At 41.6% G+C, this 25,560-nt stretch carries 32 protein-coding genes and 1 riboswitch; of the genes, 8 read left to right on the forward strand and 24 right to left on the reverse strand.

All coding sequences use genetic code 11. The annotated features are described in order from the left end of the window. The first annotated feature begins 1 nt into the window (after nt 1). Genes H605_RS0111820 through mnhG form a run of 3 tightly spaced genes read left to right on the forward strand, consistent with a single transcriptional unit; the run spans nt 2 to nt 1,129 of the window. Nucleotides 2-484, forward strand: coding sequence for a Na+/H+ antiporter subunit E (locus tag H605_RS0111820; RefSeq protein ID WP_029054415.1), 483 nt, complete (start codon nt 2-4; stop codon nt 482-484). Beyond that, nucleotides 481-762 (forward strand): Na(+)/H(+) antiporter subunit F1, encoded by a 282-nt coding sequence (locus H605_RS0111825; RefSeq protein ID WP_029054416.1) that lies wholly within the window; start codon nt 481-483, stop codon nt 760-762. The genes H605_RS0111820 and H605_RS0111825 overlap by 4 nt, the downstream gene beginning before the upstream one ends. Continuing rightward, a complete protein-coding gene (gene mnhG / locus H605_RS17795; protein WP_037561991.1) occupies nt 746-1,129 on the forward strand; it encodes a monovalent cation/H(+) antiporter subunit G in 384 nt (127 codons plus the stop codon). The genes H605_RS0111825 and mnhG overlap by 17 nt, the downstream gene beginning before the upstream one ends. Before the next feature lie 18 nt (nt 1,130-1,147). Here the strand turns inward: mnhG and H605_RS0111835 are convergent, their stop codons facing one another. Together H605_RS0111835 and H605_RS0111840 are read right to left on the reverse strand one after the other, a co-directional pair. After that, entirely contained in the window at nt 1,148-1,399 is a 252-nt protein-coding gene (locus tag H605_RS0111835; RefSeq protein ID WP_029054417.1) for a hypothetical protein, read from the reverse strand. A 70-nt stretch (nt 1,400-1,469) separates the two neighbouring features. Beyond that, entirely contained in the window at nt 1,470-2,984 is a 1,515-nt protein-coding gene (locus tag H605_RS0111840) for a leucyl aminopeptidase (RefSeq protein ID WP_029054418.1), read from the reverse strand. Between the two features lie 156 nt (nt 2,985-3,140). Between H605_RS0111840 and H605_RS0111845 the strand changes: the two genes are divergently transcribed. Beyond that, nucleotides 3,141-3,617, forward strand: a complete 477-nt coding sequence (locus H605_RS0111845; RefSeq protein ID WP_029054419.1) for a divergent PAP2 family protein — start codon at nt 3,141-3,143, stop codon at nt 3,615-3,617. 135 nt (nt 3,618-3,752) lie between these two features. Here the strand turns inward: H605_RS0111845 and H605_RS0111850 are convergent, their stop codons facing one another. The 3 genes from H605_RS0111850 to H605_RS0111860 form a co-directional block, all read right to left on the reverse strand. Beyond that, the gene (locus H605_RS0111850; protein ID WP_029054420.1) at nt 3,753-4,079 is read right to left on the reverse strand and encodes a YuiB family protein; all 327 of its coding nucleotides are present in this window, start codon (nt 4,077-4,079) and stop codon (nt 3,753-3,755) included. Nucleotides 4,080-4,299: 220 nt separating this feature from the next. Further along, entirely contained in the window at nt 4,300-5,514 is a 1,215-nt protein-coding gene (locus H605_RS0111855; protein WP_029054421.1) for an NAD(P)/FAD-dependent oxidoreductase, read from the reverse strand. A 236-nt stretch (nt 5,515-5,750) separates the two neighbouring features. Then, entirely contained in the window at nt 5,751-6,116 is a 366-nt protein-coding gene (locus H605_RS0111860; RefSeq protein ID WP_029054422.1) for a HesB/IscA family protein, read from the reverse strand. Nucleotides 6,117-6,236: 120 nt separating this feature from the next. Between H605_RS0111860 and H605_RS0111865 the strand changes: the two genes are divergently transcribed. Then, complete coding sequence (locus tag H605_RS0111865) at nt 6,237-6,932, forward strand: DUF2225 domain-containing protein (RefSeq protein ID WP_081657923.1); 696 nt, start codon at nt 6,237-6,239, stop codon at nt 6,930-6,932. A gap of 68 nt (nt 6,933-7,000) precedes the next feature. Here H605_RS0111865 and H605_RS0111870 read toward each other — a convergent pair whose 3' ends face one another. Beyond that, nucleotides 7,001-7,240, reverse strand: coding sequence for a NifU family protein (locus H605_RS0111870; protein WP_029054424.1), 240 nt, complete (start codon nt 7,238-7,240; stop codon nt 7,001-7,003). Nucleotides 7,241-7,323: 83 nt separating this feature from the next. On the opposite strand from H605_RS0111870, the gene H605_RS0111875 reads away from it, so the two are divergent. Next, nucleotides 7,324-7,650, forward strand: coding sequence for a YuzD family protein (locus H605_RS0111875; protein WP_029054425.1), 327 nt, complete (start codon nt 7,324-7,326; stop codon nt 7,648-7,650). A 154-nt stretch (nt 7,651-7,804) separates the two neighbouring features. Here H605_RS0111875 and H605_RS0111880 read toward each other — a convergent pair whose 3' ends face one another. Continuing rightward, a complete protein-coding gene (locus H605_RS0111880; RefSeq protein WP_029054426.1) occupies nt 7,805-8,872 on the reverse strand; it encodes an NAD(P)/FAD-dependent oxidoreductase in 1,068 nt (355 codons plus the stop codon). Nucleotides 8,873-9,010: 138 nt separating this feature from the next. On the opposite strand from H605_RS0111880, the gene H605_RS0111885 reads away from it, so the two are divergent. Further along, on the forward strand, nt 9,011-9,247 hold the full coding sequence (locus H605_RS0111885) for a YuzB family protein (RefSeq protein WP_029054427.1): 237 nt from the start codon (nt 9,011-9,013) through the stop codon (nt 9,245-9,247). A gap of 538 nt (nt 9,248-9,785) precedes the next feature. On the opposite strand, the gene H605_RS0111890 is transcribed toward H605_RS0111885, so the two are convergent. The 16 genes from H605_RS0111890 to H605_RS0111965 all read right to left on the reverse strand — a co-directional run bounded on the left by H605_RS0111890 (nt 9,786) and on the right by H605_RS0111965 (nt 23,454). Further along, nucleotides 9,786-10,553: a TIGR01457 family HAD-type hydrolase gene (locus H605_RS0111890; RefSeq protein WP_029054428.1), complete on the reverse strand. Its 768-nt coding sequence runs from the start codon at nt 10,551-10,553 to the stop codon at nt 9,786-9,788. After that, on the reverse strand, nt 10,550-10,996 hold the full coding sequence (locus tag H605_RS0111895; protein WP_029054429.1) for a DUF86 domain-containing protein: 447 nt from the start codon (nt 10,994-10,996) through the stop codon (nt 10,550-10,552). The genes H605_RS0111890 and H605_RS0111895 overlap by 4 nt, the downstream gene beginning before the upstream one ends. Before the next feature lie 97 nt (nt 10,997-11,093). Beyond that, nucleotides 11,094-11,447, reverse strand: coding sequence for a YutD family protein (locus tag H605_RS0111900; protein ID WP_029054430.1), 354 nt, complete (start codon nt 11,445-11,447; stop codon nt 11,094-11,096). Between the two features lie 18 nt (nt 11,448-11,465). Then, nucleotides 11,466-12,431 (reverse strand): lipoyl synthase, encoded by a 966-nt coding sequence (lipA, locus tag H605_RS0111905; RefSeq protein ID WP_037561993.1) that lies wholly within the window; start codon nt 12,429-12,431, stop codon nt 11,466-11,468. Between the two features lie 289 nt (nt 12,432-12,720). Then, nucleotides 12,721-12,858, reverse strand: coding sequence for a methionine/alanine import family NSS transporter small subunit (locus H605_RS18975; RefSeq protein ID WP_232321250.1), 138 nt, complete (start codon nt 12,856-12,858; stop codon nt 12,721-12,723). After that, nucleotides 12,859-14,379 carry a sodium-dependent transporter gene (locus H605_RS0111915; RefSeq protein WP_029054432.1) on the reverse strand — a complete coding sequence of 507 codons (1,521 nt, stop codon included), beginning with the start codon at nt 14,377-14,379 and terminating at the stop codon, nt 12,859-12,861. Between the two features lie 160 nt (nt 14,380-14,539). Next, nucleotides 14,540-16,108: a Na+/H+ antiporter NhaC family protein gene (locus H605_RS0111920; RefSeq protein WP_029054433.1), complete on the reverse strand. Its 1,569-nt coding sequence runs from the start codon at nt 16,106-16,108 to the stop codon at nt 14,540-14,542. Nucleotides 16,109-16,299: 191 nt separating this feature from the next. Continuing rightward, nucleotides 16,300-16,475, reverse strand: a riboswitch (Lysine riboswitch). Nucleotides 16,476-16,529: 54 nt separating this feature from the next. Then, nucleotides 16,530-17,297, reverse strand: coding sequence for a sporulation protein YunB (yunB, locus tag H605_RS0111930; protein ID WP_029054435.1), 768 nt, complete (start codon nt 17,295-17,297; stop codon nt 16,530-16,532). A 47-nt stretch (nt 17,298-17,344) separates the two neighbouring features. Continuing rightward, nucleotides 17,345-18,724, reverse strand: a complete 1,380-nt coding sequence (locus tag H605_RS0111935) for a bifunctional metallophosphatase/5'-nucleotidase (protein ID WP_037562007.1) — start codon at nt 18,722-18,724, stop codon at nt 17,345-17,347. Nucleotides 18,725-18,729: 5 nt separating this feature from the next. After that, nucleotides 18,730-19,554, reverse strand: a complete 825-nt coding sequence (locus tag H605_RS0111940) for a sulfite exporter TauE/SafE family protein (protein WP_029054437.1) — start codon at nt 19,552-19,554, stop codon at nt 18,730-18,732. Next, complete coding sequence (locus H605_RS0111945) at nt 19,554-20,414, reverse strand: DUF72 domain-containing protein (protein WP_029054438.1); 861 nt, start codon at nt 20,412-20,414, stop codon at nt 19,554-19,556. The genes H605_RS0111940 and H605_RS0111945 overlap by 1 nt, the downstream gene beginning before the upstream one ends. A gap of 175 nt (nt 20,415-20,589) precedes the next feature. Next, nucleotides 20,590-20,943 carry a rhodanese-like domain-containing protein gene (locus H605_RS0111950; protein ID WP_029054439.1) on the reverse strand — a complete coding sequence of 118 codons (354 nt, stop codon included), beginning with the start codon at nt 20,941-20,943 and terminating at the stop codon, nt 20,590-20,592. A 12-nt stretch (nt 20,944-20,955) separates the two neighbouring features. Then, entirely contained in the window at nt 20,956-21,111 is a 156-nt protein-coding gene (locus H605_RS19240; protein WP_155979525.1) for a hypothetical protein, read from the reverse strand. After that, entirely contained in the window at nt 21,108-21,344 is a 237-nt protein-coding gene (locus tag H605_RS0111955) for a glutaredoxin family protein (protein WP_029054440.1), read from the reverse strand. Before H605_RS0111955 ends, H605_RS19240 begins: the two co-directional genes overlap by 4 nt. Before the next feature lie 487 nt (nt 21,345-21,831). Continuing rightward, a complete protein-coding gene (locus H605_RS0111960) occupies nt 21,832-22,812 on the reverse strand; it encodes an NAD(P)H-dependent flavin oxidoreductase (RefSeq protein WP_029054441.1) in 981 nt (326 codons plus the stop codon). Between the two features lie 168 nt (nt 22,813-22,980). After that, nucleotides 22,981-23,454, reverse strand: a complete 474-nt coding sequence (locus H605_RS0111965; protein ID WP_081657924.1) for a MarR family winged helix-turn-helix transcriptional regulator — start codon at nt 23,452-23,454, stop codon at nt 22,981-22,983. 192 nt (nt 23,455-23,646) lie between these two features. Between H605_RS0111965 and H605_RS0111970 the strand changes: the two genes are divergently transcribed. Next, the gene (locus H605_RS0111970; RefSeq protein WP_232321251.1) at nt 23,647-24,060 is read left to right on the forward strand and encodes a PaaI family thioesterase; all 414 of its coding nucleotides are present in this window, start codon (nt 23,647-23,649) and stop codon (nt 24,058-24,060) included. A gap of 94 nt (nt 24,061-24,154) precedes the next feature. Here the strand turns inward: H605_RS0111970 and sufB are convergent, their stop codons facing one another. Further along, nucleotides 24,155-25,552 carry a Fe-S cluster assembly protein SufB gene (sufB, locus tag H605_RS0111975; RefSeq protein WP_029054444.1) on the reverse strand — a complete coding sequence of 466 codons (1,398 nt, stop codon included), beginning with the start codon at nt 25,550-25,552 and terminating at the stop codon, nt 24,155-24,157. Nucleotides 25,553-25,560 lie beyond the last annotated feature (8 nt).

Raw genomic sequence — 25,560 nt, forward strand, 5'->3', positions numbered from 1 at the left:
AATGGCTTTTCAGATACTATTAAATTTCTTCATTGCAGTCGTTTGGATGTTCATGAATAGTTCATTGACACCTTCTACGTTCATCATAGGATATCTTATCGGGTTGTTGATGATCATCATGACACGCCGTTATTTCAGTGGACGCTTGTACATTTGGCGAATCTGGTCTGCAGTAAAATTAACAGCGATTTTCCTAAAAGAACTCATCTTGTCGAATATTTCCGTGTTGCTATTAGTTATTAAACCGGATTTGTCGACTATGCAGCCGATGTTCTTCGCTATGCCAACAGAGCTCGAAAAAGATTGGGAAATCACGTTGTTATCTAGTTTAATTACGTTAACACCTGGTACGGTCGTCGTTCATGTTTCAGACGACCAACGTACTCTGTATATCCACGCAATCGATGTAGACGATGTGGATGAAGCAATCGATTCTATTAAAAACACATTCGAGAAAGCCATTATGGAGGTGAGCCGAGGATGAACGTATTTTATTCTGTCTGTCTCGTGCTAGTCATCTTGTCTATGCTCGGATTACTATATCGCGTATGGAAAGGTCCTTCCGTGCCAGATCGGCTAGTAGCTCTTGATGCGATTGGCGTCATGCTCATATCAGCAATCGCGCTGCTTTCCATCTTGTTCGATACACCGTTCTTCATCGATGCGATTTTATTGATCGCTATTATGTCGTTTATCGGCACAGTGTCCTTCTCAAAATTCATTGAGAGAGGAGAGATCATCGAACGTGGACCTAATCGCTGACATTATTATTGTGTTACTCGTTACAGTTGGGATCATTTTCACGATTGTCACAGTCATTGGAATTTTACGGCTTCCTGACGTCTATACACGGGCACACGCCGCATCGAAGAGCGCTACGCTAGGTGTTATGAGTTTACTGCTTGGTGTATTCCTCCACTTTTGGTGGAATGAAGGCCATTTCAGCGTGGCACTGTTGCTCGGTATCGTCTTTTTGTTTATCACTTCTCCTATTGGTGGGCACTTAATGACACGTGCCGCTTATATGTCGGGTGTAGAACCTACCGATTTAACGGTTGGGGATGATTTAGAAGAAGCAGTAATAGAACAACGCATAGAATCAGATAAAAACACGCCGGATGACAAATAGTCATCACGGCGTGTTTTTTCAATAATATGGATAGTAAGGGTAATACGGTTGTGGATAATACGGATAGCTGTTGTAGTAAGGTGGATAGTATCCCCCACCATAGCCACCTCCGTAACCGTAGCCTGGGAAAATAGCATTACCTAAAAATCCGCCAACTAAACCACCTAGGAAAGGACCCCCGAAACTACCAAATCCACTTCCATAACCGCCACCATAATGACCATGACCGCGACCGCCACCGTATCCACCTCTATGACTATGTCTTGTCATCCAACTTCCCCCTTTCCATGTATCCTATGTCTAGCCGGAAAGAAGGTGTGGGGAAAGCGCCTATCCTGAACTATTCTTGTTGTTCTGCTTCAGCAGCCAAACGTTCTACAAAGGTTGCCAATGTACGGACCATTACGCCCGTCGCGCCTTTAGGGCCGAGCGCATGTGGACTCGCTGCATCAGACGTACCTGCAATGTCTAAATGAATCCACGGTGTATCTCCAACAAATTCACCAACGAAGCCACCTCCGAAGATCATATGACCATCTCGTCCTGGCGAGTTGTTTACATCTGCGACATCACTTTTGCGAATCCGCTTCCGATCACTTTCAGTTAATGGCAGTTGCCAAATGAATTCCCCTGTTTCATCTGCTGCTTCCTGGAACTTCTTATAGAATGCTTTGTTGTTCGTCAGTGTACCTGTTTTATCATGACCAAGCGCCACAATGACACCACCTGTTAGTGTGGCCACATCAATCAAATACTCTGCGCCCGCTTGCTTCGCATATGTCACCGCATCAGCCAGTACTAGACGGCCTTCTGCGTCTGTATTCAATACTTCAATTGTTTTACCACTTAAAGACGTGATGACATCGTCCGGCTTGAATGCTTCACCAGAAATCATGTTATCAGAAGAAGCAATGACCGCAATTACGTTTTTCTTCGGCCGTGACTCCCCTATGATTGCCATAGCACCGAGTACTGCTGCCGCGCCCCCCATATCACCTTTCATGCCGACCATGCCGTCTTTAGGCTTCAACGAATAGCCACCTGTGTCATACGTAATTCCTTTACCGACTAAGCCGATGACATCTTCCCACTGTTCTGTCGCTTGGTACTTCAGCACAATGAGTTTCGGTTCTTCTACTGAACCTTGATTGACCGCAAGAATCGCGCCCATACCGAGCTCTTCCATTTCTGCTTTACCGAGAATATCGATTTCCAAGTCATAGCTTTCCGCTAATTCTCGTGCATATTCCGCCATCTTAGTTGGTGTTAATAGATTGGGGGGTACATTGACTAGCGTCCGAGCTTCGTTCACTGCATGCGCGGAAATCATGCCTACTTCTCCTGCAGCAGTGACACGTTCTTCATCTTCCGTCGTAATGAATGTCACAGTAGTTAGTGGAACATCCACTTCATTGGAAGAGGTCTTGAATCCCTCATACGTGTAGGAGCCCATTCCGATACCCTCAGAGGCCAGGAACGCAACATCCTCACTACCAATCTCATCATTGCAGAATGGGGCTGTCCAGACGCTTACAGTGCGCACACGGTCTTTGTGTAGTTGTTTCCCTACCTCAGCGAATAATTCACGCAACGGCTGCTCTGTCAGCTGTTTTTGATTGCCAATGCCTACAAAGTATACGCGGTCGTAACTTTGCTTTAATAACGCAGGCATTTTAGTAATCGCCTTAAACTTCTGTTGAATGTCATGTGATTTGATCCAGTCTGGCAATGAGGGATGGAAAGATTCAACGAACGCATCGAAGCCTTCTACATTCTCTGGATGATCTGGTATTCCTACAATCAGTACCTCTACTTCTTTTTGATCAATTGCGGATGCTGTTTCTACGTTTATCATGTGTGTTCCTCCCCTTTTCTTTACGCCTTCCCCATACTAGTATAGACTAGTCAGATTAGCACTTCCAACTACAAATAATTATTCGTTTAATAACGAGTAGATCCAGATTATGTTATACTGATTGTTAAACTACAGACAGTAAAGGAGTGGAATCTCTTGGCTATTTTTGAAAACATACCGCTCCTCGCAGCGCTATTTGCCATCTTATTTGCCCAATTTGTAAAAATTCCTATTCACTTTTTATTAACACGTAAACTCGATTTCGGACTCATGACTTCCACAGGCGGCATGCCCAGTTCTCACTCGGCAGCAGTCACTGCACTCACAACTGCCATCGCATTCGAAGCTGGCCTGGACTCACCACTATTCGCCATTTCCGCTATATTCGCGGTAATTGTCATGTTCGACGCAACGGGCATCCGCTACCAAGCTGGACAACAAGCCTTAATCATCAACCAAATGCGCTCCGACTTTCAAATATTCGTCAGCGATTTGAAAGATTGGCCAAAAAAAGACAACGACGCAAAAATTCAAGAACTCAAAACCTTACTCGGTCACAAACCAAACGAAGTATTCTTCGGAGCCCTAACAGGTATCCTCATCTCGATCCTTACGTATACGGTTATATTGTAACAATGAGTGACGCCCTCTTCCTCTCTAATCTTTTCATCTCTAAAACAACGCAAAAAACGGAACTGTCACAAGATGTCGTAATTCACGACTTCCTGTCCAGCTCCGTTTTTCCATATCAACACATAGCAAAAAGCATCAAAACATCTGATACCCCATCTTACGTAACACCTTCATCACAAAACCTGCAATAATCGCTCCGACCAAACCACTCGCCAATATTACGATATCTACTGCATGCAGCGACATAAGATTCGCCCCCAGCTCACTAAAAGCAAAACCAGGCTTCGTAATGTATTCATACATCGGCACATCATCAATAATAAAAATCACGATAATCGGATAAATAATAGCCATAAGCCACGTCATACGTAACAGCATATTCAATAAAAAGCCGATACCGAAAAACATAACGATAAATATCAAGATCGATAGCATCACCTGTGCTATGGATATAGTTTGCATGCTTGCTAACCTCCAGTTCATCACCTCAACATTTTACAGGATGATGAGACGGCTTTCAATAGAATGAGACAGAGTACACGGAACGTTCTTTTCAGATGTCATGAATTCTTAAAATTTGACAGACGAATTTCTCTACTTCGACTACTTCCAAAGTTGACTTGTTACCTATTTTGTTGCACACAAAAAAGCACTCGCCTCTGCGAGTGCTTTTCTATATTCATTATAACACGTTGAATTTACCTTTTTTAATCGTTAATCCAAGACCGCCGATCATAAATAGAGCACGGTTGTCGATCATTTTCTTCATGAATGATGCTTTTGTACCTGTCACTTTTTTATCAAATACTACACCAATCGCATCGGAATCACCTAAAGAACACACGCTACCTTTTAAATCCGGTACGAATTCTTTTGTTGGGTTTCCTTTCATCAACGCGATGATATTGTTAGCAATCATCTCACCTTGTTGCATAGCGATTTGTGCAGTTGGTGGGTATGGACGGTTGATTGCTTCATTGATCATCAACGCGCAGTCACCTACTATAAATACATCATCGAATCCTGGCGCACGCATGTCTTTTTCAACTTTTACACGAGCACGCATGTTTTCTATACCGGATTCTTCGATCAGATGGTTACCACGAACACCAGCAGCCCATACAACCGTACCCGCTTTGATGAATTCAAACTCATCTTCGCCTTTTTTAATCTTAACGCCTTCAGGAGTTGCTTCTACAACCGGTGTACCGATAGAGAATTCTACACCTTTCGCGCCCAATTGACGCACTGCATATTCCACAAGTTCCGGATCGAAACCAGGCAATACCATTGGAGCTGCTTCTACACATAGAATGCGAACCTTTTTGGCTGGCACATCGTATTCCTTACATAATTCAGGTACACGGTTTCCTAGTTCACCAAGATACTCGATTCCTGTGAAACCTGCTCCACCTACAATGATAGTCAAACGGCTATCGTCTTTTACTTCTTCGGTAGACCATGTAGCGAATTGATATTCCATGTGATCACGGATGTGACGAGCTGCATTCACATTGGCAATAGACAATGCGTATTTGTCCAAACCTGGAATTCCGAAAGTTTCCCCTTCAAAACCAAGGCCAATTACTAGGTAATCATATGTGTGAGAACCGAGGTTCGTCTTTATGCTTTTCGTTGCAACATCGATGCCAGTAACTTCTGCTTCGATGAACTTTACTTTATTGCTATTGATTACACTAGAAATATCATAGCGAACTTGTTCTGGAGATAATGTTCCAGCTGCTGCTTCGTGCAACCATGTAGATTCATAGTGATAGTCATTTTTGTTGATCAGAACGATATCTGCTTCATCTGCACCTAATGACTTTTGCAAATTTACAACAGTCATCAAGCCACCGTAACCTGCACCCAATACTAAGATTGTTGGTCTTTTCACGTTAATCGAACCACCTTTTAGTTTCTTAAACGCCGAGAACGTGTAAAATCAATCTTACTTGGTTTTGCAGTGCCGGCATTTAGTTTGATATTAATAGAATCATACTTTCATTACTAATAGTAGACCTTTTGAGCACGTATTTCAACAGAATTATTATTTTGCAAATAATCAATTTAGACTAGTGATTTGTCATTTCTGTAATTTTATCAAACCTTGCTCGACTAAGATGGCTAGACTTATTCGCAATCAGCAGGAGCGCCAGCTTTCTTAGCTGTTCTAAATGAAGTACCGCAACCACAATTTGCAATCGCATTTGGGTTATCGATGGTGAATCCGCCACCCATCAAAGATTCTTTATAATCTACTTTTGTACCTACGAGAATAGCTGCGTCCTCTTCTTTTACTACTACAGGAATTCCATGTGCTATATAAGAAATGTCATCGTCTTCTTTTTCTTGGGCAAAACCAAGACCGTATGTTAATCCGCTGCAACCTCCGCCATTGACGGAAACGCGCAAGAAAGATCCTTCTTCTTCGTTATGAGTCATCATTTTCTTCACGTGAAATGCTGCCGCTTCCGTAATCTCTACTGTGTTCGTCATCAATACCACTCACTTTCCACGTTTTCTTTTTATCATATCAATCTTTTTCATCACAATGCAACCAAATAGTCCCCCTACTAGGTCTATTTTAATGTATAATAAGACTTAGGATAGAAAGGAATGATACTAGTGGAAATCAGCCCGTTTTACGAGAAGAAGATGCAATGCTTACTGTGTAAAGAGCATTTCCCTACTACTAAAATTCGTTCTCGCCAAGTAAGAGTAGTTGATCATGATAGCGATTTTAGACCTATTTATATAGATGAGGAAATTAATCCTATTTTTTATAATGTAGCTGTTTGCCCGTCTTGCGGTTTTGCATTCACTGATGATTTCGCTCCGTACTTCGCACCAGGCACAAAAGAGATGATCGCTAAAAACATCACAGCTAAATGGCGTAGTCGCTCATTTGGAGGCGAACGGACGAAAGAGCAAGCAGTTGAAGCCTATAAATTAGCTTATTTAAGTGCCAACTTTAAAAAAGAAAAGCATTTAACGATGGCAGGGATGATGTTGCGTATAGCTTGGATTTATCGTAATGATGCAAACCGACCAAAAGAAATGCGTTATCTGGAAATATCTCGTGATCTGTACATCAAAGCATTTTCTGAAGGTGATTATATCGGAACACAAATGTCTGAAACTCGTGTGCAATATATCATTGCAGAATTATCTTGGCGCATTCATGATCGTGCAGAAGCCATCCGAAACTTCTCACGTGTAATTGAAACGCAAAAAAGATCGACCGAGCCTACAGTCATCCAAATGGCCAAAGATCGATGGCAAGAGATTCGTGATGAAGAAACCGTTCATTAAACTAGCTAAAAAATGAAAACCGTGCAAAGAAGATCCTACTTCATTTGCACGGCTTTTATTTATTGAAATTAAAAAACCTGTTCGACTTCTACTACGCCTGGTACTTCTTCAAGTAATGCGCGTTCAATACCAGCTTTTAATGTAATTGTCGAACTAGGGCAAGTTCCGCATGCTCCTAAAAGGCGCAGCTTCACAATTCCTTCGTCAATATCCACTAGTTCACAGTCCCCTCCGTCTCGCAAGAGGAATGGGCGCAATTTATCTAGCACTTCTTTTACCGGTTCGTATAATTTAGTATCTGTTGTCATTGTAATCACACTCTCCTTTCCTTATACTTATTATAAACTGCCAAGCAGAAAAAATCCAATAATGAATCGGAGGTTTGATTAATATGTCGCAAACACCAGTAACAATTGAAGTATATGGAGCAGAAGTCATTTGTGCCAGTTGTGTAAATGCACCTTCTTCTAAAGATACGTATGAATGGCTCCAAGCGGCAATATCAAGAAAGTACCCTGAACAACCATTTACTATTACGTATATTGATATCGATCAAGAAGTAACAGAATCACGGCAGCAGGAAATCGTCGAGAAAATTCGTGAAGACGAGTATTTTTATCCTCTCGTCATGATTAATAACGAAATGATCGGTGAAGGTCATATTCAACTGAAACCTGTTTTTAACGCATTAGAAACACATGGTTATCAAGCAGGATAAATTGATAATTTACTGGATTAATTGAGAACAATACATTCATTGAAGCGGTCGTTCTACGTTGAACTGACCGCTATTTTGTATTCAATTAAGGAAAAGCAAAATTAATCGCTAAAGAAAAAGCCACTTCATGGAAGTGACCTATAGATATTTATATTTAACCGTTATGCCACTTGTACATCCACAGCAAGCCAGATTTCATTAAACGGGCGATTCTTCCTGTAACGGTACGATCCGCCAAGTACGCAAATCCTTGTTTTTTTCCTAATGAACCCATAAAGCCTTTTAGTTTCAGCTCCGGCATTTCGAGCATTAGCGGTTCACCTTTCCAAGTAGAGCGCAATACTTGAACGATTTGTTCTCCTTGTACTTCTGCCAATTGAGCGCTTGGTGCGTGTGTAAGCGCAGCAATGTCCCCGACCACGTAAACGTTTCGGTAACTTGGGACTTGATGATATTGATTGAGTACGATACGGCCTGAACGGTCTTTCTGAATGACTAAATCATCCACGACCTTGCCTGGCTTAATACCAGCCGTCCAAACTACTGCATCTACATCAATTGTATCTTCATGGTTATACAGAATATGTTCGCCTACTTTAGTTATGTTGGAATTCGCAACGACTTCTACTTCGTTCTGAACAAACCAATCTTTTACGAAGTTACTCAATCGTTCAGGGAAGTCACGCAAAATACGCGGGCTACGATCGAATAATTTAATTTTCAAGTCTGGACGACTCTCACGTAACTCACTTGCTAATTCGATACCGCTAAGTCCCGCACCAACAATTCCTACGGTTGCGCCATCGCCTAATCCTAGTAACGTCTGATACGTCCTGCGGGATTTGCCGATTGTTTGGATACTTAGCGTATGTTCAGCAGCTCCAGGTACGTTGTGGTAGTTATCTTCACTACCTAGTCCGATGACTAATTCGTCATATGCAAGTGCTTGACCATCTGCCAACAACACTTCTTTTTCGTCAAGCTTAATTTCTTGAATCTCGCCTTCGACCACTTTTAATTGTTCATGAACAGGGATTGCTACGCGTACTTCCGAGTCAGAAACTGTTCCGGCTGCAAGCGCATAAAACTCTGTTTTTAAACTATGAAATAAAGTTCTATCGACAAGTGTAATTTCAATATCGCTTGGTAATTCTTTATTTAGCAAACGCAATAAAATTCTCATGTTACCATAGCCGGCACCTAGTAATAGTAATTTTCTCATAACGTTCTCCTTCTATGTCTATTTTCTCCTGCATCTCATTTGTTATTATAGCAGTTTGTGATAACTTTCACAATATGTCATGTTCATTGACGCTTCTGTAAAAAAAGAGTACCATTTCTAGTAGGCGAGGTGAGAAAGATGAATCCCATCGTGGAGTTTTGTATGAGTAATTTGGCAAATGGATCCTACCCCGTTTTCGAAACGTTGGAGCGTGATCCAAACATCGACGTACTAGAATACGGCTGCTTAAGCTATTGTACGAAATGTAGTGATACGTTGTACGCAATTGTGAACGGTGAACTTGTAGAAGCGGATACTGCAGATGAATTGACAAAGGAAATTTATCAGTTCATTGAAGATAATCCCCTTTTCTAATAAAAATAAACCTATGCGATGTCTTAGAAGCTATTACGCTTTTAGGGCATCCTTTTTTAAATGGGATTAAGGTTGAGATCTGTGTGTATATTAGCAGGAGAGAGGTAACTAGTGGATGAAGAGATTGAGGCTCCAGCTGGAGACGCTTCAATCCTACGTTGAGAGTGGTGGTATTCATATCACCTACTGTTATTAGTGTGTTAATTATTGTTATCTTTGAATCTGGTTATTTCAACTTCAAATCCCTGTAAAAAACTGATTACAAGCCCACATTCAATACACAACAAAAAGTATCACCAACTCAAATTGTAAGGGATTGGCGCGTAGGAGGGGCGACTCCTAGAGGATCAGCTCGACAGGTGAGACAACTAAAGGGAGCGCAGCGACCTAGTTGGCTCACCGCGAGCCCTCAGGAACGCGTCCCCTCCGAAGCGCAAATCCCCACTCCAACAGCCTGCTAGCCTAGTCTCTACAGCTATCCTAAACAAAAAAGCCATCTCAGAAGCCGTAACGTTACGGTTCCTGAGATGGCTCCATATTACTTAAGCCAATCCGCAAGCGAATTTAGCAAATAAGTTGGTTGCTGCGCCTTCTTCAGCACTTCTTCCATAGGCGTGACCCCTGTTGCGACATACGCCGTATCTATACCATAGCGAATCCCCGCCATAATATCCGTATCATAATTATCGCCAATCAAAATCATGTCTTCTTTCTCGTACATCCCTTGCTGTCGGATAAACTCCAACATATGCGGCTCTGGTTTTCCTACGATGAGCGGCTTTGTATCAGTCGCCACTTCCATCAATTTAAGGAAAGAACCGTTGGCTGGTACCAATCCTTTTTCAGTTGGGAATTTGATGTCTGAATTGGTACCTAAGAAATGAGCACCGTTACGTATCGCTAAACAAGCATCCGCGAGTTTATTGTATGTAACCTGACGATCAAGTCCCATTAAAACGACATCAGGATTCGTCGTGGTGATATGGATATTCTCAAGTTCTAGCGCTTCACGCAATCCTTCTTCACCAATCATCATGACATGCGCACCTTCAAAATGCTGTTTGCAATAACGGGCCAATGTCGTAGCAGAATTCATGATGAAATCTACTTCTGTATTCACACCAAAATTCGCTAGTTTCTTCTGTTGAGCAGTACGTGTCAGAGCCGCGTTATTCGTAATAAAATACGTTCCTTTACCTTCAGCTTGACACGCTGCAACGAAATCTACAGCTTCTTGAATAGGTTCACTACCGCGATACATCGTGCCGTCCAAATCGAAGCAATACGCTTTATAGTGTCTCATCATTCAGTCGGAAGAAACGCTGAGACTGGGCCTAATTCATTGGTTAAGTAGTCTCGAACTTGCCCCGGGAATTTTTGTAGTTCGTTACGTGTCTCGCGAATTGATAGTACTACTTTATCTGAATCGACTTCCACGAATTGGCGGACAATCATTGGACGTAGTGAAATGAATGCTTTTAAAGGAAGAGCTTGCTCAGGTTGAATGACTTTTTCATCTTCAAGAATGTCGATAATATCGTCGTAACTTCCAGGATCACGCATGATGAATCCGTCGATCATAGAATTCCCTACATCAATGATTCCTTCAATCAAGCCATGCGCAATTCGCTCTACAGCTAGCTTATTTACATCGTTTTGTAGCCAGTTTGTTTCCTTTTCAAAAATATCGAGTAACTGCTCCATATACACTAACGTTTTATTAATTTGATTTTGATCTACAAAATACATAATGTTCTTCCTCCTCATATACTTCATACTTCTATCTTACCATATTTATTGCAAAACGAATGAAAGCTCCGAGCAATTTTGCTCGAAGCTTTCATTTTTATTGTTCCTCTTTTGGAGTAGATGCTCTTTCAGGTTTTACTTCCTCTACAACTTCCACTTCCGTTGGTTCCGGTTGCACTTTTCCAATCTTTTTCAAGATAAAATACGCACAACCGAAATTACAGTACTCATAAATATAATCTTGGACGGTACTGATTTTTGTCTCGTATGTGGATTTGGAATTACGATCTTCAAAAAAGCCTTTTAATCGTAATTGACCATACCCCCAGTCACCCAAAATAAAGTCATACTTTAATAGTACTTCGCTAAAGCGTTCATTCAAGGCTTCTTCATCGAAACCATCGCGAAACTCTTCTGCGATTTCATACTGCATATTTTCTAAAATAACCATTCTCTGCTTCACTTCCATTTAACTGCTCGCTTGTCCTTCAAGTTTCAGCAGTTCGTCACCTTGGCGCTGTCTCTCTTTAGCCGAAGCATTAACTTGCTCGTCTGCATGGTAGCTTGAACGTACAAGCGGCCCCGCCTCACAATGAGAGAATCCTTTAGTCATTGCAATTTTACGCAATTCACCAAACTCATCGGGCGAATAATATTTTACTACTTTAGCGTGTTTTTTTGTTGGTTGCAAGTATTGACCTATTGTCATGATATCTACGTCGTGTGCACGCAGATCATCCATGGTCTCAATAATTTCTTCTACTGTTTCTCCAAGTCCAACCATTAATGATGACTTCGTCGGTATTTCAGGATACATTTCTTTTGCACGTTGGAGTAATTCAAGTGAACGATCATATGTTGCACGTGCACGAATTCTCGGCGTTAGACGGCGTACAGTTTCAATATTATGATTTAAAATATCCGGTTTTGCATCCATCAAACGTTGCAAGTTTTCTATATCTCCGCCCATATCCGAAGGTAGTACTTCAATAGTAGTAAATGGATTTTTTCTGCGAATTGCACGAATGGTTTCCGCGAAAATAGCAGATCCTCCGTCTTTCAAATCATCACGTGCTACGGCAGTGACCACAGCATGTTTCAAATTCATCAATTCAACTGATTCCGCTACGCGTTCCGGTTCAGCGGTGTCAAGTTCATTTGGTAAACCTGTTTTTACTGCACAGAAACGACATGCACGCGTACACACAGCCCCTAGGATCATAAAGGTAGCTGTACGTCGCTCTCCCCAGCACTCATGAATGTTCGGGCAACGTGCTTCTTCACATACTGTATTCAAGTTTTTCTCACGCATTAATTTCTTTAAACCTGTATAGTTCTCGTTGGTATTCAGCTTAATTTTCAGCCAATCAGGCTTTCTAATATGCTCAGACTTTCTTCCTGTCTCAGGTTTGCATGACAACGCTACCGACTCCATTCTGTTGATAGATTCTACTCATGTCAATGTAACATAAATTCAGATAACCTTCAATTATAGTTGACACACATTGCAAGCAATTAGGTAAGCGAGTAGAAATTTGGAATAGGGTGACTGATTTTGGATTTCCTTTGCAGTGATGGATGATTTTTTATACGTGTGGCATTGCCCCCTTCCATTGCTTAGCATCCTCCTGCAACGCCGATCAACGGTGCACTCCCTTTTCCCGAATAGTAATTCACAACAAAAAACACTTGCAACCAACTATCTGGCTGCAAGTGTACATCGTTTACTGTTCGGTTTTGAATTTCTTTTTGAACTTACTGAGGATCGTAGCATAAAAGATGCTAATAAATAGACCGCCCCAGATGATCGTCACGCCGAGTAACATCATGAGGATTGCAGAACCACTCATTCCTGTATCCATTTATAGCCCCCCTTTATTTTCATCATAGTCTGATGTAATTCTTGTGTTGTCTTTCCATTTTAATGATGTGAAAACGATCGACATGACAAACGCACCAATTGCAACCGGCCATCCAATTGTCCATAAGAACGATGTTGGATATCCTTCATAGTTTTCTGCAATATTGTCTTTAATTAGGAAGAATAACATAGTTCCCAATACTAGCGGCGTGATGAATGATAACGATACTTTCCACCACCAGCCAAGACGAATATCTGATACTGCGTTGGCATGTTGCTCGAACAATCCGAGTTTTCTGAATACCCAAGCTAGTAAGATAACCTCGACCAGACCGATGACTGCGATACCGAATTGGTTGATGAAGTAATCCGCCACGTCCAAGAAGTATAAACCACCATTCGTTGCATACAGCAAGGAGATGACCGCTGACAGTCCGATACCGATCGTAACCGAACGACGTCTTGATATGTTGAACTTATCTGACATACCTGCGATGTACGTTTCACAAATCGAGATGAGTGATGTAATTCCGGCAAGCGTCAGTGACAGGAAGAAGAATGCACCGAACAGTCCATTTAACCCTGGCATTTGATTAATAATTTCAGGGAATACGACGAACGCAAGCCCTACACCTGCAGTAGCTACATCTGCTACATCTACTCCTTGATTAGTTGCCATGAATCCTAATACTGCGAAGACTCCGATACCTGCCAATAACTCAACAGAAGAGTTAGCGAAGCCTGTAATAAAGGCGTTATTTGTAATATCTGATTTCTTCGGTAAGTAACTAGAATACGTGATCATGATGGCAAACGCGATCGATAAACTGAAGAAGATATGTCCGTACGCTGCAACCCATACACGCGGGTTGAGTAACTTATCGACATCAGGTTTAAAGAATGCATCTAGTCCTACCATTGCTCCATCCAGTGTGATTGCACGGATGACGACGAATAAGAAGAGCAAGAAAAGTACAGGGATAAATATCCGGTTCGCCAACTCAATCCCTTTCTTGACTCCACCAAGTAGTATGATGTAACAAATGACCCAAACGAGCAGTAGTGGCAATGCCACGCCTCCTACAAGTCCTCCAACTTCCCCAGGGTTATCCGCTAAGTTCAGGACGTCGCCGAAGAAGAATGCTTCTGGATCTTTCCCCCATGATAAGCCGAATGAATAGACCGTATATTTCATGGCCCATGCAATGATGACAGCATAGTAGGTAGAAATGACGAAGGATACAAAGATTCCCCACCAGCCTAGAAACTCCGTCTTTTTCCCATTCAGACGGAAAAATGAAAGCGGAGCTGATCCACGATATTTATGACCAATCGTGAATTCCATGATAAGAATCGGAATACCTGCCGTTAAAAGTGCAAATAAGTACGGGATAAAAAATGCACCGCCGCCATTTTCATACGCTACATAAGGAAAGCGCCAAATGTTCCCAAGTCCAATAGCTGATCCGACTGCAGCCAGTATAAAACCTGCTCTCGTTCCCCACTGTGAACGATTTTCCATACAACTCACCTCTTTTTTTGTTATTTTACAAAACTTTCACCATTCAATTTATTCTGATAATTCTAGTTCCGTATATTTAGTATAAACAGCCCAATTAGAGATGTCAAAACAAATTTAGACTAAGAATGAAGTAATTATCACTCTTAGTCTAAATGGTAAACTATGCTATTTGTCCTGCTCGTTGCTTTCCTTTTGCACTCAAGTACGTAAATAAAACTATTAAGGTAATAATAACAGCTACTAAGCCGATCCAGACAGACCCAGTCAGCCCGAGAACGATGTACCCTATTACTGCTACACTAGCTGCGACCAACGCATAAGGCAACTGTGTGGATACGTGATCCATATGGTTACAGCCCGCTCCAGTAGAAGACAGGATCGTCGTGTCAGATATCGGTGAACAGTGATCTCCGAATACCGCACCTGCAAGTACCGCCGCCAATGCTGGTAATAGTAACTCTGGAGCCGCATTGACCATGATCGTACCTGCTATCGGCATTAAGATACCGAAAGACCCCCACGAAGTACCCGTCGAGAACGCCATTAATCCTGCTAATACGAAGATCAGTACTGGAAGGAAAGTGACGGGAATATTCAATCGTTCTACCATCGTAGAAAGGAATAGACCTGTATCTAGGGAAGCTATTAAGTCAGTCAATCCCCAAGCGAAGATTAAGATAAGAATTGCAGGCATCATCGCCTTGACTCCGCTAATAAACGCGCGTCCCATCCATGAAACACTTGCTGTTTCGTTCTTTTTCATTTGTAGAATATATAACAACATAGCTAGCAATGTAGCCGTTACACCACCAATTACCAACGAAAACGGTACATCGGTATTTTCAAAAATAGCCCAAATATCGAAAACACCCGCTTCTTTATAGCCTGTATAAATCATCATACCAAGCGTTACCGCAATCAACGTTACGATCGGTGCAACCAAATCGCGAACTTTTCCGTACGTATGCTCAGGGAATTCTTCTTTCAGCTGACCTGGGATTTCTTTATTTTGGTCATAAAGTTCGCCTTCAATCATAGCACGATCTTCATGCTTCTTCATTTCAAAGAAGTCGTTATTCGTCCAAGCGAAGAAGAAGACCATGGACAATGTGGCAATGACATAGAAGTTCATCGGCGCCATCATGACGAAAGCAGTTAATGGTGAATAGCTGACCGCTGCTGTTGTACCTAAAATAAGTGCAAGTTGTCCAATCAAGAACGCGCCCCAACTAGAGATGGGTGATACGACACAGATGGGTGCTGATGTAGAGTCAATGAAATACGCTAATTTCGCACGAGAGATCTTGTGCTGATCCGTAATCGGTCTTGCAATCTGTCCAACTGCCAAGGAATTGAAATAGTCATCCACAAAAATTGCAATTCCAAGCCCCATCGTCAACAGCTTCGCTCCACGTTTTGTACGGATACGAGTGACTGCCCAACGTGCAAATGCGGCGCTTCCTCCAGATAGACTGACGAATGCCGTAATGACACCTAATAATAATAGAAATAACATAATAAATATATTGTATGTATTGAGTCCTCCATCATAAAATGAAACTGTCATGGCCCTCCATACACCTTTTAATGTCTCTAACGGAGCAAAGTTCGCTAAAAGTAAAGCGGCTGTAACAATTCCTGCTCCTAATGATAATAATACTCTCCTCGTCGCTAACACCATCACGATGGCGATAATAGGAGGCAAAATAGAGACCCACGATCCGATCATTGTAATTCCTCCTCTTTCTAGTTGCTAGATGATATCGAAATGCAGAAGATCTTTCGAAGAGTGGAAAGCCCATAATATCCTGTAATTCCTTAATTTCCCGATAAAAAAGCCGCCCCCACAGGCACTAACATGTGTGTAGGGGTCGGCCAACCAATTCATCAAGCAATACATGAATAAATCGCAGTACAATTGGCTACTGTAGCTCTCCATACATTTATCAGTGTATGACAGTGTCATTCCTTTTCGAAATGACCCCAACTTGAGAAGCGGACTCTTCTCAAACTTCGGCATTGCCTCCTTTCGCTCGCGGTCATAGATGTCACTCTCTCGCTAGGTACTCATAAACAATGCAGCCTCTACGTAAGTCTCGATATTCTTCTGTTCTCAGTGTAGCAATAATCGACAGCGTTCACAATACCTTTTACTCCTTCTTCTCAAGTGGAACTTCGATTTGTGCTGGCGTTTGCTCTCCTTTCGAATAAATTTGCGGTACCTTCCCTCTAATCAAACCTATCGCAATCGGTATTTTCTGCTCTATAACACTTCTACTTGTTGCTAGCGGAACAATAATCTGCACATTGACTTGTAACATTAAATACACTTCTACATACGCATTATTGATGCCAAATTCACGAATATCCGTTTCTACTGTCGCATGCACATCTCCAACGACATGGAAGCGAATAGGAATTTTCGGTCCCAGGTTACCGAGCAACGGGATATTCGCCGCTTGCCCAATCGGAACGAAAAATACAATACCTTGTTCTTTTTCCATCCGATCGGGATTATACTCGAGATCTCCGAGTGGCGGTAACATATCCAAATCTCCGCCTTCTGCACGCTCTAAATGATTTTCTACAAGCTGATGAATTTCTGACATGACCTGGCTAATGATTTCTGCGTTAAACTTGGTCGTCACCGTATCTGTCGTATCATCGGGGACGTTTTCGATAATTTCATTGACATCGTACACACTGGTAGACCGATTATTAATGGCTTGACTGATGACGTGGCTGGCTATTTTTTGCGTTTGTACTTCAGCATATTGTGTGTAGATTGGCGTTAACTGTTTGTTGACCGTATAGAAAAATATTGCCACACCCACCAAAATGCTCGGGATGACAAAGCGCAGTACGATTTTGCCATAATTATTTCTCTTTGGCCGTTTTTGATTCGTATAAAACCGCATAAAAACGCCTCCTACTTCACATTATGCGAAATAGGAGGCGTACATAACTAGCGTTCATTGAAATATTTTCTTCCATACCAACCGAGAATATCGCGAAGCATTTCTGGCATGATATATTCCTTCTTCGCTTCTTTTAGTATTGGATAGAAAAAGCCAAACGTGAACATATCAAGTGTTGCCAACGTATACATCTCACCTGGTTCCACCAAACGGTTTCCCGCGAATAATTGTCCGTCATTGTTACGGTATAAGTGCTCATGTATCATGCTCCCCATCAGTGTGCCACGAAAACCTAGACCTTTTATTGGAAGTTTTGCCCACTTTGGATCAAGTGACTGCTCGTAGACCGTCAACAAATCAGTACCATCCAAATGAATAAGGCACGGATTGATCGGATGAGGTAATAAGGAGTGCAAATCCCCTTTTGTCACCCAACCTTTATCTAAACTACCAAGGAAAATTCCTGCGTTGAATAACGCGCAGTCGGCATCCAGATACGTTAGTAACGCACGGCCAAAAAGCGAGGATAATGGACTGTCTCCTGTAAGACGCTGTGATAAAGGTGAAGGATTGTAAAACACTGGCACTTGCAACGTTTCTTCTCCTTTAGCAAATAAGGAATTCACTTCTTCCATATCTTCTTCTGTCATTTCCATTAGCTGTGTTGGAAAAACTTCTGCTTTCATATGAACGACTTGACCTGTTATACGGTCTACCTCGATTTGGACATGACCGACATAATGACCGAACTTTTCTGCTGCCGCAAGTAGCGTGTCGTCAATCCACTCGCCATTTGGTAACAAATGATGCGTATGTGCGCCTAAAATAACATCGATCTCTGGGCATTGCGCAGCCAATAGACGATCTTCCTTGATTCCTAAGTGAGAGAGGCAAACGATGACATCGCATTGGGTACGCAAGTTTCGTGCCACCTTCTGCAACGCTGCGTGCGGTTCACCCACACTCCAGCCGAGTTGGTCATAAAAGGCGTAGTATGGCGCTGTGGCACCTATGACACCGATACGCACACCATCTGTGGTCTCAAATACTTTAGACATCTTCGCCCAGTATGGCAGCTTACCGTCTAATTCTGTCAGATTGCAGAGCACTACATCAAATTTTGCATCTTCATATACTATATTCAGCGCTTCCTTAGACATGGTGATTCCTTCATTATTTCCAATTGTCACTGCGTCGTATCCTGCTTTATTTAATAATTCGATATTTCCTTTACCTTCTGTTCCTTCGGTAAACGGATGAGATCGGTCAATATGGTCTCCAATATCAAATAAAAAATAACACTCTCCATCGGCTTCAGCTTGTTGCTTGCGCTGCTGAAGAAAATGATGGATTTGCGGCCAATTTTCGAAATGACTATGGATGTCATTCGTATGATAAATGTGAATCGTCTCTACCGTTTCTTCCATATTTGTCAACCCCAAATCCCCTCATAGATGGAACGTAGTCCAAAGACGAGTAAAATGATGCGTATGACTAAAACTAATGTATCGGATTTCATTTTGCTGTTTAAATAGGCTCCAAGCATTCCACCGAAATAGGCTCCTGGCACGACAGGAATCGTATAGAGCCACGGCACATGACCGAGTGAAATATGCGAAATCGAGTTGACGAGTGCGGATAAAAACACCATAAGCATCGATGTCGCGACCGCTACGTGCGGTGGGAACAAGAATAATAAGATCATAGCTGGCACGATCATCGTACCGCCACCGATTCCGAATAACCCCGACGTAAATCCGATGAATAATGCTAATAGGATGGCGAACCAAATCGGGTATCCATAAATATGCGTTTGACCTTGAGGGTCCGTAAATTTAATCTTTTTCCCATTGTCTACAAACCATCTAATCGGCTTCAAATATTTTCTCGTTAGTAACAGTGTAGATAAAACTATGAGCAATATGCCAAAATATAAATTAAATGATTGCAAACTTACGTTTTTATTAACCAACGCACCGAGTACGATACCTGGTATACTTGCAGTGAAAAATAGAAATGCACTGCGATAATCAATCGTCCTCACTTTCATATACGATAGTGTCGATCCAAGTCCATTCGCAATCATCATAATGACCGACAAGCCAACTACACTTTGCGGAGTAATATCTGGAATCATTCCAAGATTTAATCCGACAAATAACGTGACAGGGACCAGAATTGTTCCGCCGCCAAGACCGGCAATCGAACCGATAATGCCGGAGGCCAAACCAATTAAGGCGAGTGCTACAAATTCCATTACTGATCCCCCTCAAATAAATCCATCTGCTTGGTGAGAGGCTGACCGTATTCTATGTTGAGTAGTCCTGCAAATTGTTTGGCATTCTTCGCTGCATGCTGACCGGAATTATTATTAAAGATGACAAACACTTCTTCAGCCTGTTTCTCCAGATGTTTAACGATTCCACTCATACTCTCTAACTCTTTTTCATTATAATCATACAGATAGCGAACTTTACGCCACGCTTTACTATCCCCCATCGTATTGACCCAACCTTTATCATTGCGCCCGTGGAGACGTAATAAAACTTTCTGGTCAGTCGCAATCGGAACTAGCGGCACACTTCCATCTCCTACTTGTGGCTCATCACAGACCACATGGATGACATGTAAACTCTTCAGAAAATTGAGTGTTTTCTCTCGATAAGCTGGAGAATACCATGTTTGATTACGAAATTCTACTGCAATTGGCAACGGCTGTAATTGTTCATGCACATAGCGAATGCGGTCCACGTTTTCTTTCTTGCAATCAAACCAAGGTGGAAACTGCACAAGTACCATCGCAAGCTTTCCCGCCTCAACAAACGACGTCAGCGACAGCTTAAACAATGAGAACATCTCTTCTTCAGAATCATACGGGATCTTCCCACGCTGATGGCCCGTGATGCCCTGATACGCTTTCACTACAAATTGGAAATTTGCGGGCGTTTCCTCTGTCCACTTATCCATTACTATCTTTGATTGTATCGCATAAAACGTCGAATCCAACTCAACGATTGGAAAGTGTTTACTATAATCTATAAGTTTTTTATTCGCAACTGTATTCTCATTATATAGGCTTGGATGGTCTCCCCACCCTGTCAGGCCAACATGGATCATGAAAAGCCCTCCTCCTTTTATCTTTAGCTTAGTGTATCATATCTTATGTATTTTCGGAAAAATCGTACTCTCTAACTCGGTTTTAGTATTTTCAATATTGAGCTTAATCATATCGATATCATTTCCAAATAAAAAAGCGTCTCGAGAAATGATTCTCGAAACGCTACTTCTATAATTACCCTTGCCACGCGCTCATTCCACCGCGTACATTCGTTACCTTCACGAATCCTGCTTTTTTCAACTGGCCTGCCGCATTCGAACTGCGCATGCCGCTTTGACAGATCACAATGACTTCTTGATCTTTCTTCAACGTTCCCATTTTATTCGAAAGCACATTCAATGGGATATTCTTAAATTGCTTTATATGGCGTCCTTTATATTCAGCCTGTGAACGTACATCGATCAACTGGACGTTTTGATCTTTAAGTCTATCTTTTAATTGTTCAGTCGAAATTGTTTGCACACCTTTTGCGGGCTTCAATCGCCAAACTACTAAGCCGACGAGAAGTGCTATGATGATCCATCCCATATGTGGCGCCTCCTATTGGTGAGTCCATTCTATGATGACGAGAATGATACCCATCACCGCAAATGCTATATTGCCGATACAAAAGCGCGGAAATAATTTCTTTTCCATATCTTCTGCTGATTGGATTGTACAGCTTCGGTTGAATAACATCTGTTTGAATTTATTCATGCGTCCAGTGCAGCGTGAATACTTGCTGGATCAAAGCCAATAATCCATTTACCATTCAACTGTGTTTGTGGAACGCCCATCTGACCTGTTATTTCCATCAGTCGCTCTCCCTCTGCGGGATTTGTAGAAACATTGATTGTTTCATAAGGTACATGGATTTCATCTAGATAATTCGTCATCATCGTGCAATAAGGACAAGTAGATGATACATATACGGTTGCTTTTTCAGACATGTAAAAAACTCCTTTCCGTTCGTTTGTATATTTATTATATACCCCTACAGGTATAAAATCAACGAATTGATTTAGCATTAGGATGGCATTTTTCTTTCATGAAATGCATTAAAATAGAATTTTCTAAGAGTAAGTCGGATATTCGTGCGCTCAAGTCTCATGTCGATGTCCTACATACAGAAATGTCAGATGTGAAAAAGGAATAGCAACAGACTAATAAGCGCTTGTCTTCTATTGAATGTACACAGGACATTATGTACCAGCAAACTAGTTCTTTATCGGAAACACAAACCAAAACTCTCTCCTTATTCGAACATCTCCAATCAGATGTAGAATTCACCTTTCAAAAGACCGCGATGAATGATTTAAAAACCAATCGCATAGAAACATATTCTATTCACAAACACTTTATGGGCAAATAAAAAACAAGCGTGTCTGAATAGACATACTTGTTTTTCATCGTTATTCGGTTCGTTTTACATCTATATTATCTGCTCGCTGTGTTCACTCTATCCCCTATCAACTTATCCTTTGCCTCATTATACTGTTGCGCTAATTGTGCGACATAATCTTTTGTAGGTTGTACTTTATCAATGATACCGATTCCTTGACCACAGCCCCAAATATCTTTCCAAGCTTTTTGACCTGTATCTCCACCGAAGTTCATTTTACTTGGATCACTTTCCGGCAAGTTATCCGGATCTAAACCCGAAGCTCGGATGGACGTAGCTAAATAATTCCCGTGTACTCCTGTGAAATAATTACTGTACACAATATCATCCGAAGTTGCGTCTAAAATTGCCTGTTTATATTCTTCAACTGCCCTCGCTTCTTCAGTGGCAATGAAAGGCGACCCGATGTACGCAAAGTCTGCCCCCATTGCTTCAGCTGCCAACACACTTCCGCCTGTTGCTATAGAACCTCCAAGTGCTAGTGGTCCATCAAACCATTCCCGAATTTCTTGAATGAGCGCAAATGGACTTTTCGGACCCGCGTGCCCTCCTGCTCCTGCCGCTATCGCGATTAAACCATCTGCCCCTTTTTCAATGGCTTTCTTGGCGAACATATTATTGATGACATCATGCAAAACGATTCCACCATAACTATGCGCAGCCTCATAGACGTCTTCTCTCGCACCTAGCGATGTAATAATGATAGGAACTTTATACTTCACACACAGTGCCATATCTTCTTGCAATCGTTCATTGGACCGATGTACGATTTGGTTGATCGCAAATGGTGCAGCTGGTTTAGTAGGATTTTTCGCATTATAGTCAGCTAATTCTTCTGTAATCTCGATCAACCACTCTTCGAATTGTGCAACCGGTCTTGCGTTCAGAGAAGGCATAGAACCGATCACTCCTGCTTTACACTGCTCAATCACTGTCTTAGGATTACTAATAATGAACATCGGCGAGGCAATCACTGGAAGACTCATACTCTTTTTCAATTCCACTACATTCATCATAAACACTCTCCTTTTATCGTAAGCGCTTTCAAAATATGTTCAGGGTATTTCTGTGAAGAACGTACAGACTCTACTCTTTAAAACTACCAAATCATCAACACATGTATATACATATATTTTACTTAATCATTTTGATTTGTCAATCAATTTATGAATGAAGATTCATTTTTATGTCGATGAACGTTTAACGTCGTCTATCACTCTCTGTAATGCGCCCAACTTATCCAGTAAATCCATATACTGTGCTTTGCCAATAGCCCCTTCAATTTGTTCCTGTACGTGTAGCCAAATAGGCGTAGCATCATTTAATTTCTCGTACCCTAAATTTGTTATCGTGACTACTTTTGTTCTCGAGTCTTGCTCTGCTCTCTTAATGTGAACATATCCAGAATCGTTTAAAATATTCAAGTTACGCGTGACCGTCGTTTGATCCAGCAACATCATCTCGCCTAATCTACTAATCGAAATATCAGGCGATGTATAAATATTGCCAAGCATATAATATTGGGTGATCTTCAATCCAGTAGGTTTCAACAGATGATTGTACAGTTGCGTAAGTGAACCGGATACCGTACGGAGGTTAGCACTGGCACACACTTCAATAATATAATTGGCTTGCTCCTGATCTAAATTTTTTTTCAAGATGTCCACCCTTCCATTGAAATGAAGATAGCTAAATTTTTAACGATCCTTGACAGTTTATCCTATTCTATACTAGTGTACATGTACGCGTACTAATTTTAAAGTTGGATTTCTAGATGTACTTAGAAATATGCTTCAATTACATGTATATACATGTAGTAGAAGTATATCATGGAAATGGAGGTTGAAAAGATGATGAAAGAACTTAATTTATTAGATGGTATTGACCTGGAACAGACACTAATCGGTGCATTGGGAATTACCTTTAAAGAGCTAGATCGTGATAAAGTCGTATGTGAAATGCCAGTCGGGCCGAAAACTGTTCAACCTATGGGATTACTGCATGGAGGTGCTTCCGTAGCACTTGCTGAAACAGCTGCCAGCATTGCGGCTGCTCTAAACCTAAATCCCAAGACGCACTATCCAGTAGGACTGGAAATCAATGCGAATCATATACGAGGTAAAAAAGATGGCGTTGTTACCGCTACCGCTGTTCCTTTCCACAAAGGACGCACATCGATGGTTTGGGATATCCAGATCACAGATGAAGAAGGGAAATTAATTAGTATTTCTAGATGCACGATTGCTGTTGTGGAGAAAAGATAAGGTACACCACAAAACATGTAAACCGCAGTAGACTATTTCTACACAAGAAAAAAAACCTGCCGCATCTTGTAGATGCGAACAGGGTTTTGTTGTTTTATCCGATTGAACCTTCCATCTCGAACTTGATCAAACGGTTCATCTCTACCGCATATTCCATCGGTAGTTCTTTTGTGAACGGCTCGATGAAGCCCATAACGATCATTTCTGTTGCTTCCAATTCAGGAATACCACGGCTCATCAAATAGAAGAGCTGCTCTTCAGAAACTTTTGATACTTTTGCTTCGTGTTCCAATGAAATGTTGTTATTCAAGATTTCATTGTACGGAATTGTATCAGAAGTAGATAACTTATCCATGATCAACGTGTCACACTCAATGTTGGCACGAGCTCCGTCCGCGTTACGTCCGAAGTGAACAACTCCGCGATACGTTACTTTTCCGCCGTGTTGAGAGATTGATTTTGAAACAATAGTAGAAGACGTGTTAGGTGCCAAGTGCATCATTTTCGCTCCGGCATCCTGGTGCTGTCCTTTACCTGCTAATGCGATGGATAGAGTCAGACCACGTGAGCCTTCGCCTTTTAGAAGAACTGCAGGGTACTTCATCGTCAATTTAGAACCAATGTTGCCATCAATCCATTCCATTGTCGCATTTTCTTCACATACTGCACGCTTCGTTACCAAGTTGTAGACGTTGTTCGCCCAGTTTTGGATCGTCGTGTAACGGCAATATGCATCTTTTTTAATGATAATTTCAACAACCGCACTGTGTAGTGAGTTTGTTGTGTAAACAGGTGCTGTACAACCTTCTACGTAGTGAACGCTTGCGCCTTCGTCTACGATGATTAACGTACGCTCAAACTGTCCCATATTTTCTGAGTTAATACGGAAATATGCTTGTAGCGGTGTTTCTACTGTTATACCAGGTGGTACATAGATAAATGATCCACCAGACCATACAGCAGAGTTTAATGCTGAGAACTTATTGTCTGAGTTCGGAATTACTGTACCCCAATATTGTTTGAACAATTCTTCGTTTTCACGAAGTGCAGAATCTGTGTCTTTAAAGACAATGCCTAGATCTGTTAGTTCTTCTTTCATATTGTGGTAAACCACTTCAGATTCATACTGTGCAGATACACCCGCCAAGTATTTTTGTTCTGCTTCAGGAATACCGAGTTTATCAAACGTACGCTTGATTTCTTCTGGTACTTCATCCCATGAAGTTTCCGTTGCTTCTGAAGGTTTAACGTAGTACGTGATTTCATCAAAGTTCAATGAATTCAAGTCGCCACCCCACTGCGGCATAGGCTTACTGTAGAAAATCTCCAAGGATTTCAAACGATAATCCAACATCCACTGTGGTTCTTCCTTCATACTAGAAATTTCTTCAACAATTTCACGTGTCAATCCACGTTCTGAACGGAACACGGAAACGTCTTTATCATGGAAACCATATTTGTAATCGCCGATTTCCGGCATTTGTTTTGCCATTATTATTC

The sequence above is a fragment of the Sporosarcina ureae DSM 2281 genome, assembly GCF_000425545.1.
GTDB lineage: Bacteria > Bacillota > Bacilli > Bacillales_A > Planococcaceae > Sporosarcina > Sporosarcina ureae.

Excerpts from the sequence above, each read along its gene's own strand:
- H605_RS0111820 (WP_029054415.1), top strand. The coding sequence starts at position 2 with ATGGCTTTTCAGATACTATTAAATTTCTTCATTGCAGTCGTTTGGATG.
- H605_RS0111825 (WP_029054416.1), top strand. The coding sequence starts at position 481 with ATGAACGTATTTTATTCTGTCTGTCTCGTGCTAGTCATCTTGTCTATG.
- H605_RS0111835 (WP_029054417.1), bottom strand. The coding sequence starts at position 1,399 with ATGACAAGACATAGTCATAGAGGTGGATACGGTGGCGGTCGCGGTCAT.
- H605_RS0111840 (WP_029054418.1), bottom strand. The coding sequence starts at position 2,984 with ATGATAAACGTAGAAACAGCATCCGCAATTGATCAAAAAGAAGTAGAG.
- H605_RS0111850 (WP_029054420.1), bottom strand. The coding sequence starts at position 4,079 with ATGCAAACTATATCCATAGCACAGGTGATGCTATCGATCTTGATATTT.
- H605_RS0111860 (WP_029054422.1), bottom strand. The coding sequence starts at position 6,116 with ATGACGAACACAGTAGAGATTACGGAAGCGGCAGCATTTCACGTGAAG.
- H605_RS0111865 (WP_081657923.1), top strand. The coding sequence starts at position 6,237 with ATGATACTAGTGGAAATCAGCCCGTTTTACGAGAAGAAGATGCAATGC.
- H605_RS0111870 (WP_029054424.1), bottom strand. The coding sequence starts at position 7,240 with ATGACAACAGATACTAAATTATACGAACCGGTAAAAGAAGTGCTAGAT.
- H605_RS0111875 (WP_029054425.1), top strand. The coding sequence starts at position 7,324 with ATGTCGCAAACACCAGTAACAATTGAAGTATATGGAGCAGAAGTCATT.
- H605_RS0111880 (WP_029054426.1), bottom strand. The coding sequence starts at position 8,872 with ATGAGAAAATTACTATTACTAGGTGCCGGCTATGGTAACATGAGAATT.
- H605_RS0111885 (WP_029054427.1), top strand. The coding sequence starts at position 9,011 with ATGAATCCCATCGTGGAGTTTTGTATGAGTAATTTGGCAAATGGATCC.
- H605_RS0111890 (WP_029054428.1), bottom strand. The coding sequence starts at position 10,553 with ATGATGAGACACTATAAAGCGTATTGCTTCGATTTGGACGGCACGATG.
- H605_RS0111895 (WP_029054429.1), bottom strand. The coding sequence starts at position 10,996 with ATGTATTTTGTAGATCAAAATCAAATTAATAAAACGTTAGTGTATATG.
- H605_RS0111900 (WP_029054430.1), bottom strand. The coding sequence starts at position 11,447 with ATGGTTATTTTAGAAAATATGCAGTATGAAATCGCAGAAGAGTTTCGC.
- lipA (WP_037561993.1), bottom strand. The coding sequence starts at position 12,431 with ATGGAGTCGGTAGCGTTGTCATGCAAACCTGAGACAGGAAGAAAGTCT.
- H605_RS18975 (WP_232321250.1), bottom strand. The coding sequence starts at position 12,858 with ATGGATACAGGAATGAGTGGTTCTGCAATCCTCATGATGTTACTCGGC.
- H605_RS0111915 (WP_029054432.1), bottom strand. The coding sequence starts at position 14,379 with ATGGAAAATCGTTCACAGTGGGGAACGAGAGCAGGTTTTATACTGGCT.
- H605_RS0111920 (WP_029054433.1), bottom strand. The coding sequence starts at position 16,108 with ATGATCGGATCGTGGGTCTCTATTTTGCCTCCTATTATCGCCATCGTG.
- yunB (WP_029054435.1), bottom strand. The coding sequence starts at position 17,297 with ATGCGGTTTTATACGAATCAAAAACGGCCAAAGAGAAATAATTATGGC.
- H605_RS0111935 (WP_037562007.1), bottom strand. The coding sequence starts at position 18,724 with ATGGAAGAAACGGTAGAGACGATTCACATTTATCATACGAATGACATC.
- H605_RS0111940 (WP_029054437.1), bottom strand. The coding sequence starts at position 19,554 with ATGGAATTTGTAGCACTCGCCTTAATTGGTTTGGCCTCCGGCATTATC.
- H605_RS0111945 (WP_029054438.1), bottom strand. The coding sequence starts at position 20,414 with ATGATCCATGTTGGCCTGACAGGGTGGGGAGACCATCCAAGCCTATAT.
- H605_RS0111950 (WP_029054439.1), bottom strand. The coding sequence starts at position 20,943 with ATGGGATGGATCATCATAGCACTTCTCGTCGGCTTAGTAGTTTGGCGA.
- H605_RS19240 (WP_155979525.1), bottom strand. The coding sequence starts at position 21,111 with ATGAATAAATTCAAACAGATGTTATTCAACCGAAGCTGTACAATCCAA.
- H605_RS0111955 (WP_029054440.1), bottom strand. The coding sequence starts at position 21,344 with ATGTCTGAAAAAGCAACCGTATATGTATCATCTACTTGTCCTTATTGC.
- H605_RS0111960 (WP_029054441.1), bottom strand. The coding sequence starts at position 22,812 with ATGATGAATGTAGTGGAATTGAAAAAGAGTATGAGTCTTCCAGTGATT.
- H605_RS0111970 (WP_232321251.1), top strand. The coding sequence starts at position 23,647 with ATGATGAAAGAACTTAATTTATTAGATGGTATTGACCTGGAACAGACA.
- sufB (WP_029054444.1), bottom strand. The coding sequence starts at position 25,552 with ATGGCAAAACAAATGCCGGAAATCGGCGATTACAAATATGGTTTCCAT.